This window comes from Micromonospora yasonensis (genome assembly GCF_026013475.1).
Lineage (GTDB): Bacteria > Actinomycetota > Actinomycetes > Mycobacteriales > Micromonosporaceae > Micromonospora > Micromonospora yasonensis.
The window spans coordinates 1-7,062 of record NZ_JAPDPH010000306.1 but is presented as its reverse complement, the minus strand read 5'-3'; the positions used below and the strand labels follow the sequence as shown (position 1 = coordinate 7,062).

The 7,062-nt window shown below is 66.7% G+C and carries 4 protein-coding genes; all 4 read left to right on the top strand.

Features of this window, described 5'->3' with window-relative positions; all coding sequences use genetic code 11:
* Positions 1 to 44: 44 nt before the first annotated feature.
* Positions 45 to 3,242 (top strand): type I restriction endonuclease subunit R, encoded by a 3,198-nt coding sequence (locus tag ONA70_RS33575; protein ID WP_265010503.1) that lies wholly within the window; start codon positions 45 to 47, stop codon positions 3,240 to 3,242.
* A 130-nt stretch (positions 3,243 to 3,372) separates the two neighbouring features.
* The gene (locus tag ONA70_RS33570; RefSeq protein ID WP_265010502.1) at positions 3,373 to 6,096 is read left to right on the top strand and encodes a CHAT domain-containing protein; all 2,724 of its coding nucleotides are present in this window, start codon (positions 3,373 to 3,375) and stop codon (positions 6,094 to 6,096) included.
* Between the two features lie 4 nt (positions 6,097 to 6,100).
* Positions 6,101 to 6,253, top strand: coding sequence for a hypothetical protein (locus ONA70_RS33565; RefSeq protein ID WP_265010501.1), 153 nt, complete (start codon positions 6,101 to 6,103; stop codon positions 6,251 to 6,253).
* Positions 6,246 to 6,902, top strand: a complete 657-nt coding sequence (locus tag ONA70_RS33560) for a hypothetical protein (protein WP_265010500.1) — start codon at positions 6,246 to 6,248, stop codon at positions 6,900 to 6,902. The genes ONA70_RS33565 and ONA70_RS33560 overlap by 8 nt, the downstream gene beginning before the upstream one ends.
* Positions 6,903 to 7,062: the final 160 nt, after the last annotated feature.

Genomic DNA, 7,062 nt, shown 5'->3' with positions numbered 1-7,062 from the left:
TTCGAGTGCGGGAGGCCGAGAAGGCTGTGGAGGACGTGGTCTGAGTGGCAGCGCAGTCGGGGGTCAGTGAGGTCCAGTGGGAGGCTATTGCGCTGGAGGCGCTGGCAGAGCAGGAGTGGGAGCCGCTGCCGGGCAGCGCGATCACACCGGGCGCGGATGGCGGCCGCACCTCGTGGGCCGACATCGTGCTACCCAGCCGAACGCTGGCGAAGATGCGCGAGCTGAACCCGCACGTCCCGGGCGACTACCTGGCGCAGGCCCTAGCCGAGATCGTCGAGCCGACGTCGCAGGATGCGATCACAGAGAACTATCGGCTGCACCAGATCCTGACCAAGGGCTACCGAGGTATCAGCTATACCGACTCCGACGGGGTGGAGCAGAATCCCACCATCCGGTTGGTTAGCCACCGGCCCTGGGAGAACGAGTTCCTGGCCGTCAACCAGGTGGCCGTCCGCTCGGCCGAAGTGGACCGGCGGTTTGACATCGTGCTCTACCTCAATGGCCTGCCGGTGGCGATCTTCGAGCTGAAGCGGGCCGCAGCTGCGAAGGGGGACCTACCCGCCGCGCACGCCCAGCTCGCGACGTACCTGCGTGAGTTCCCAATGGCCTTCCGGTTCGCGGTGGTGACCGTGATAAGCGACGGGATCACGGCCCGCTACGGCACCCCGTTCACTCCGTTGAACCACTATTCCCCATGGAATGTCGACGACGACGGCAAGCCCGTCCGGTTCGGCGAGGCGGTGGACGACAGCCACCTGGGCACCGAGCTGGAGTTTCTCGTTGACGGGGTGTTCAACCCAGAGCGCTTCCTTCAGCTCCAGCGCAACTTCACCGCCTTCGACGGGGGTGCCGAGGGGTACGCGAAGCGAATTGCGAAGCCTCACCAGTACTTCGCCGTCACCAAAGCCGTTGGCGCGACCATCACGGCGGTGAACGGTGACGGCCGGGCTGGCGTGGTATGGCATACGCAAGGCTCCGGTAAGTCCATGGAGATGGAGCTGTACGTCCACCTGGCCAGCCAGCGCCCCGAGCTACGTAACCCGACCTTCGTCATCGTGACGGACCGCAAGGAACTCGACGGCCAGTTGTTTGAAGGGTTTGCCCGGTCGCTGTTGCTGGCCGAACAGCCGGTGGCGGTGACCAGCCGTGCCCAGCTGCGCGACGAGCTGACCGACCGCGCCACCGGTGGCATCCTATTCACAACTTTGCAGAAGTTCGGCCGTACCAGGGAGGAGCGCGAGGCCGGCGCGGACCATCCGCTGCTGTCGGAGCGGCGCAACGTCATCGTCATTGCGGACGAGGCGCACCGTAGCCATTACGACGACCTCGACGGGTACGCCCGGCACATCCGCGATGCCCTGCCGAACGCGGCCTTCATCGCCTTCACAGGTACACCGATTCGTGGCGAGAAGGACACAGAGGAGGTGTTCGGTAGGACCATCGACACATACGACCTCACCCGGGCGGTGAGGGACGGTGCAACGGTACCGGTGTTCTTCGAACCACGCCTGATCAGGGTCGGCCTGACGAGGGGCGTCACCGACGAGGACCTGGACCGGGCCGCCGACGAGGCCACTATCGGCCTCGACGAGGTGGAGCGCGCTCAGATCGAGAAGTCAGTCGCCGTCATCAACGCCGTGTACGGCGCCCCGGACCGCCTTCGGGCCCTTGCCGCCGACCTGATCGAGCACTGGGAGAACCGGTCAGCGCAGCTGGTCAAGTTCATTGGTAACCCTGGCAAGGCGCTCATTGTTGGCGGCACTCGAGAGATCTGCGCAAACCTGTACGAGGAGATCATCAAGCGGCGGCCTGACTGGCACAGCGATGCCCTCGATCGGGGAAAGATCAAGGTGGTCTACTCGGGGACAGCCCAGGACAAGCCTCCGGTCTCCCAGCACGTGCGCCGGTCCGCCGAGAACAAGACGATCCAGCAACGGCTGCGCGACCCCGACGACGACCTGCAACTCGTCATCGTCAAGGACATGATGCTTACCGGCTTCGACGCGCCGCCGCTACACACGCTCTACCTTGACCGGCCGCTCAAGGGCGCCCTGCTCATGCAGACCCTTGCCCGCGTCAACCGAACCTTCCGCGGGAAGGCCGATGGCCTGCTCGTCGCCTACGCACCGCTGATCGACAACCTCACCAACGCGCTCGCCGAGTACACCGACGACGACCAGGCCGCCAGACCCGTAGGCAAGAACGTCGACGATGCCGTCGACGTGGCCGTCGCACTCATGGCTGCGCTCGACCAGGCATGCGCGGGCTTCGACTGGCGGTCCCGCCTCGATGGCGGGCCGAGGAGCTGGATCCAGGCCGCAGTGGGCCTTACCAACTACCTGCGTTCCCCGCAGACTCCGGGCAACCAGGTTGCAGACGGTCAGGAAAGCCTTGCCGAACGCTATCGCAAGCTGTCCAACCAGCTTGCCCGCGCCTGGGCACTGTCGTCCGGCAGCGAGACCTTCGACGACCTGCGGCGCCGAGACGCGCGGTTCTACGAAGAGGTCCGGGTGTGGATGGGCAAGTTCGACGCCCAGGAACGCCAGGCCGCAGGCAAGCCGGTACCGGAGGAGATTCAGCGGATGCTGTCGGCGCTGGTGGCATCGTCGACTGCCTCCGGCGAGATCATCGATATCTACGAGGCCGCTGGTATCCCCAAGCCATCCCTCGCCGACCTTGGTGTCGAGTTCCAAGCCAAGGCGAAAGCAGCCACCAACCCGCACCTGGCGATCGAGGCGTTGCGGGCCTTGCTCGTCGAGGAGTCGACGAGAGTGACACGGCACAATCTGGTCCGGCAGCGCGCATTCTCTGAGCGGATCGCTGAGCTGATGCGCAAGTACACCAACCAGCAGCTCACCTCCGCCGAGGTCATCGCCGAGCTGGTCGAGCTCGCCAAGGAGGTAGCCGCCGAGCGCAACCGAGGGGCGCAGTTCACTCCGCCGCTTTCCGACGACGAACTGGCGTTCTACGACGCCGTCAGCGCCAACGAGTCCGCGGTGCAATTGCAGGGCGAGGACGTGCTGGCGCAGATTGCCCGCGACCTGGTCGGCATCATGCAGCGCGATGTGAAGACCGACTGGACAGTACGTGACGACGTGCGCGCCAAGCTGCGGTCTTCGATTAAGCGGCTACTGGTGCGGTACAAGTACCCGCCGGACAAGCAGCCCGAGGCGATTCGCCTGGTCATCGAGCAGATGGAGGCGATGGCACCGCACTACGTCGCTCAGCGCGCCTCGGCCTGAGCACGCTAGCCGGTCTCAAGTTTCGGCCACGCTTACTCCGGACGGATGGCGTCGGTCGGCTGGCCCAATCTTGATCGGTTCGGGGTCCGGCGGTGTGCAGCCGGGCTGGCGACGGTGGTAGTACAAGGCCATGCCGCCCGAGCAACTGACCGCCCTCCGGAATCAGTGGATCGATCAACTCGTCGACGCGGTCGTTGCCGCGCTGTGGCCGCCGGATGCCGGTCGGCTCGACCTCACGACAGAACTGGGCGACCCGCTGTGGCGGGCGCTGCTGCTCTCGCACGTTGCCGCACGCGATCTGCACGCGATCCCCGCCGAGGCGGTCGCCCGGACGCTGACCTCCTCCCGGCTGGTTGTCAGCGGAGTCGAGGAGGTCGCAGCGGTGCTGGTCGATCCGGTGTACCAACGGGTTCGCATAAAGGGTGTGCCCGGACCTCGATGGTGGGACATCCGAGGCTTGAACGTCCTGCTGCTGGGGTTGTGGACTGCGAGGCGGTCGGTGCACGCTTCGCGTGACCAGGTGCGCAGCGAACTTCGGCGGTACTGGGATGTCACCGATGCGGCGGTCGTGGCCGGTCTGCTGAGCACCGCCGACGACCCGTACGTGCGACTGCCTGCACCGTTGAGCGAGTCTTCGATCACCGGTACCGCCCGCCGCACGCTGACCGCGGTTCGCGTTAGTGAAATAGGGGTGTACGCGGGCGATAGCCGGTCCGACCTGCAGCACCTCGGGCGGATGCTCGCGGAGTACCAGGCGTTAGTAGCTCTGCTTGAGAACGGCAGTGTGGTCGGCAGCGTAGCGGCGAACCTTAGAAAAGACCTGCAGCACTGGGAAGGCCCGTTCCAAGCCACCCTGGAGAGCCTGACGTCCTCCGAGATGGAACTGTTGGCGGCGGAGGCGACCGACCTCCGCTTCCGTGACCGGTGCCTCGACGCCGGCGCCCGGATCTACCACTACGACTTCATGGCGCCGGGCGCCTTGCCGGCAACCGGGGAACAGCAGCTGCGACACCCGCCTGCATGGATGCAGGACCAGATTCTCAATGGTGGGGCAAGGTTTTGGCATGACCGTGCAGGGCCCCTGCCTCTGTGGCTAGCCACCGCCGAGAACGCCGAGCACGAGCGACTCCTGGAGCCGCTGCGCCATGGCCGTGTGAGCATCGCCGGCTGGCAGCGCGAAAGCGCGTACTATATCGACCTCCACGTAGGTGACGACCGTTCCCAGCCGTTGGTGCTGCCCTTCACCTACAGCCTCGACTACGTCACCGAGGCCTGGCAATTGCTGCTCGCAGCCTCCGTGGGGGTGATACGTCTCTTCCTGCTCCGACTGACCGACGACGGGCGGCTGTGGCTGCTTGACACGGTGCCGCTGCCACTGCCGCCCGAGCTGTGCGAAGAGCTGACGGGCGTCGCCCTCGCGTCGATCCGTGCCGCTGTTGGCAACGACATGGATCTGCTCACTGCGGCGTTCACGCCCACCCTCGAGGACATCGCGTCGGGGACGTTCGACGCCTGCGAACGCGCCAAGGGCGAGGACCTGCTGGACGAGCTGACCCTCACCGCGCCGCCCGGCGTATCGGACGTCGGGTGGCGCGCGTTCCAGGAGGCAAGCCGCTTCCTTGCACGCTACCGCGCCACTCGAATCCGGCAAGCCGGCGCGGCATCCGACGCGACTGATCCAGTGCTCAATCGGGCGGTGGAACTCCGCGCGCGCAAGAGGGAGGAGGCGCGGCCGCGGATGAGTCCGAGGCCGACGCCGACAACGGCTGACCGAGCCGCAGCCCTCCCACCCGACACAGCACTGGTTCACCTTTTCGCCAAGGGCCATCGGCTGGGCGCCGTATGGCTTGCGTCCTCGCAAGGTGGCCGACTGGAGCATTTCTACCTCGATCAACTGTCAGTAACCGACGTCGATCGGTTGATCAACAAGTGGCGGCAGGCTGAGCGATTCGAGATACGCAGGGCGCACCTAGACCTGCTACAAGGCGCACTCGCCGGAATCGGTGGGCCGGTGGCGGACGCCCTCTTGCCGCTTGGCATTCGGCGACTGGTCCTGAGTCCCATCGGATCGTTCGATCTGACGCCGTTGCACGCAGCACCGATCGAGCCTGGCCCCGGGGCGCGGACCCTTATGGATGTCTTCGACGAGGTTCACTATGCGCCGTCGATGCGAATACTGGATGCGGCAGCCACCCGGACGGTCCGCGGCGACGGTCCGCCGCTGCTCGTCGGCGGATCCACCCTGCCCGGCGTGAACGCCGAGCTAGAGGCTCTGCGGGCGGTGTATCCGCACGCCCAGGTGCTGCAGGGCACCGAAGCCAGCCCACAGCACGTCCTCGCTGCGGTCCGCGGAGCGCGGATCCTGCACATCGCGTGCCACGGCCGAATCAGCGATGACTGGTGGGCCAACGGTGCAATGCTGTCGGGCGACGACTGCCTCAGCGTCGCCGACGTCCTCGCCGACGGGGACCTGACCGGGGTAGAAGTCGTGGTGCTCAACGCCTGTTACAGCGGGACGCATCGCAGTTCGGGCACTATCGTCCACGCGCCGCGCGGCTTTGACGCCGCCTGCTTGGCGCGCGGCGCGCAACTGGTTGTCTCGACGCTGTGGGAGGTCAGCGACGTCGCGGCGCTTGCGTTCTCCGTGGCGTTCCATACCGCACTGGACCGCAGCGGCCCGAGTGAGGCGTTCCGTCAAGCGGTGGGATACCTGCGTCACGGAGGCGAACTGGGCGCCGGCGCGGCGGTGATCGAGGATCTGTACCCGGGGTGGGCGGACGCGCTCGCGGCCGAGCGCAGGTACGGCCTGTGGTCCTGGGGTGCGTTCAAGCTGAGCGGACTGGTGCGATACTGACGGTATGGACGAGCCCACGCGACCCGAGCGCTTCGACGTGCGGATCACCGACGGCCGTGTTGAGGTCTTCGACGGGACCGCATGGGTGCCATACCGCGAGGTACACACCGAGGATCCGGGTCCGCTCGTTCGTGACAGCAACCCCTCAGGTGACTGAACCTGGGCTGACCGGGCCGCTCACTGACGGGGACCCGATCCCCTCGCCGCTGGACGCTGTGCCCGACATGCGCGCCGCCGCGAAGTGGACCGTCGCGGCGTTCGCTGCGGTGGGTGCGCTTGTCCTCGGCGGGGTGCCACTCGCTGTAGTCAACGCAGTCCGGGACCGCGGCGATGTTGCGATGATCGCACTCGGCATGGTCATCGCTCTGTTCGGCGTGTGCTGGGCGATCTGGCAAACCAGCGAGGCACTCACACCACCGCTGACTACCTTGTCAAGTCTCAACGACCCGCGGTTGCAATCCCTACGGCGTCGACTCGCAGAGGATCCCGCCGCCTTCTTCGGCGGGTTCGGCACCGACGAACAGCAGCTGCGCGAGGCGCTTGTCCTACATCAGGCAGTGCTCGACCGGCTCCGCCGGCAGGTTGCAGAGGAGCAGTTGGGAGGGCACCGGTTGATCTGGGAGAACGCGCTGGCCGACGCCCGGGCCAACGTGGCGAGGGCGCAATACGCGCAGCGGCGGCTGCTGGCGTTCATTCACGCTTGGCAGGTACGCGAGGCGCTGCGGCGAGCACGATTTCACACCCTCGGCGGTGTGACGGTATGCGTCCTCGGCGTGCTCGTGTTCATCAGTGCCGCCGTGCACTGAGGCGGCGTCGAAGCGCTGTCCTCGGGTAACCGCGCCCGTGCAGGGCGATCGGGGACACTGCCGTTGGCGGCGGGGACTCCGTCGCTGCTGAGCCATCCGAACCGCCAGTCGCTCATGCGGGTCCGGGTGGCTCCGCGGGTGCTCGCGCGCCGTGGACAGA

Coding starts and splice junctions, on each gene's coding strand:
- ONA70_RS33570 (WP_265010502.1), top strand. CDS start 3,373: ATGCCGCCCGAGCAACTGACCGCCCTCCGGAATCAGTGGATCGATCAA.
- ONA70_RS33565 (WP_265010501.1), top strand. CDS start 6,101: ATGGACGAGCCCACGCGACCCGAGCGCTTCGACGTGCGGATCACCGAC.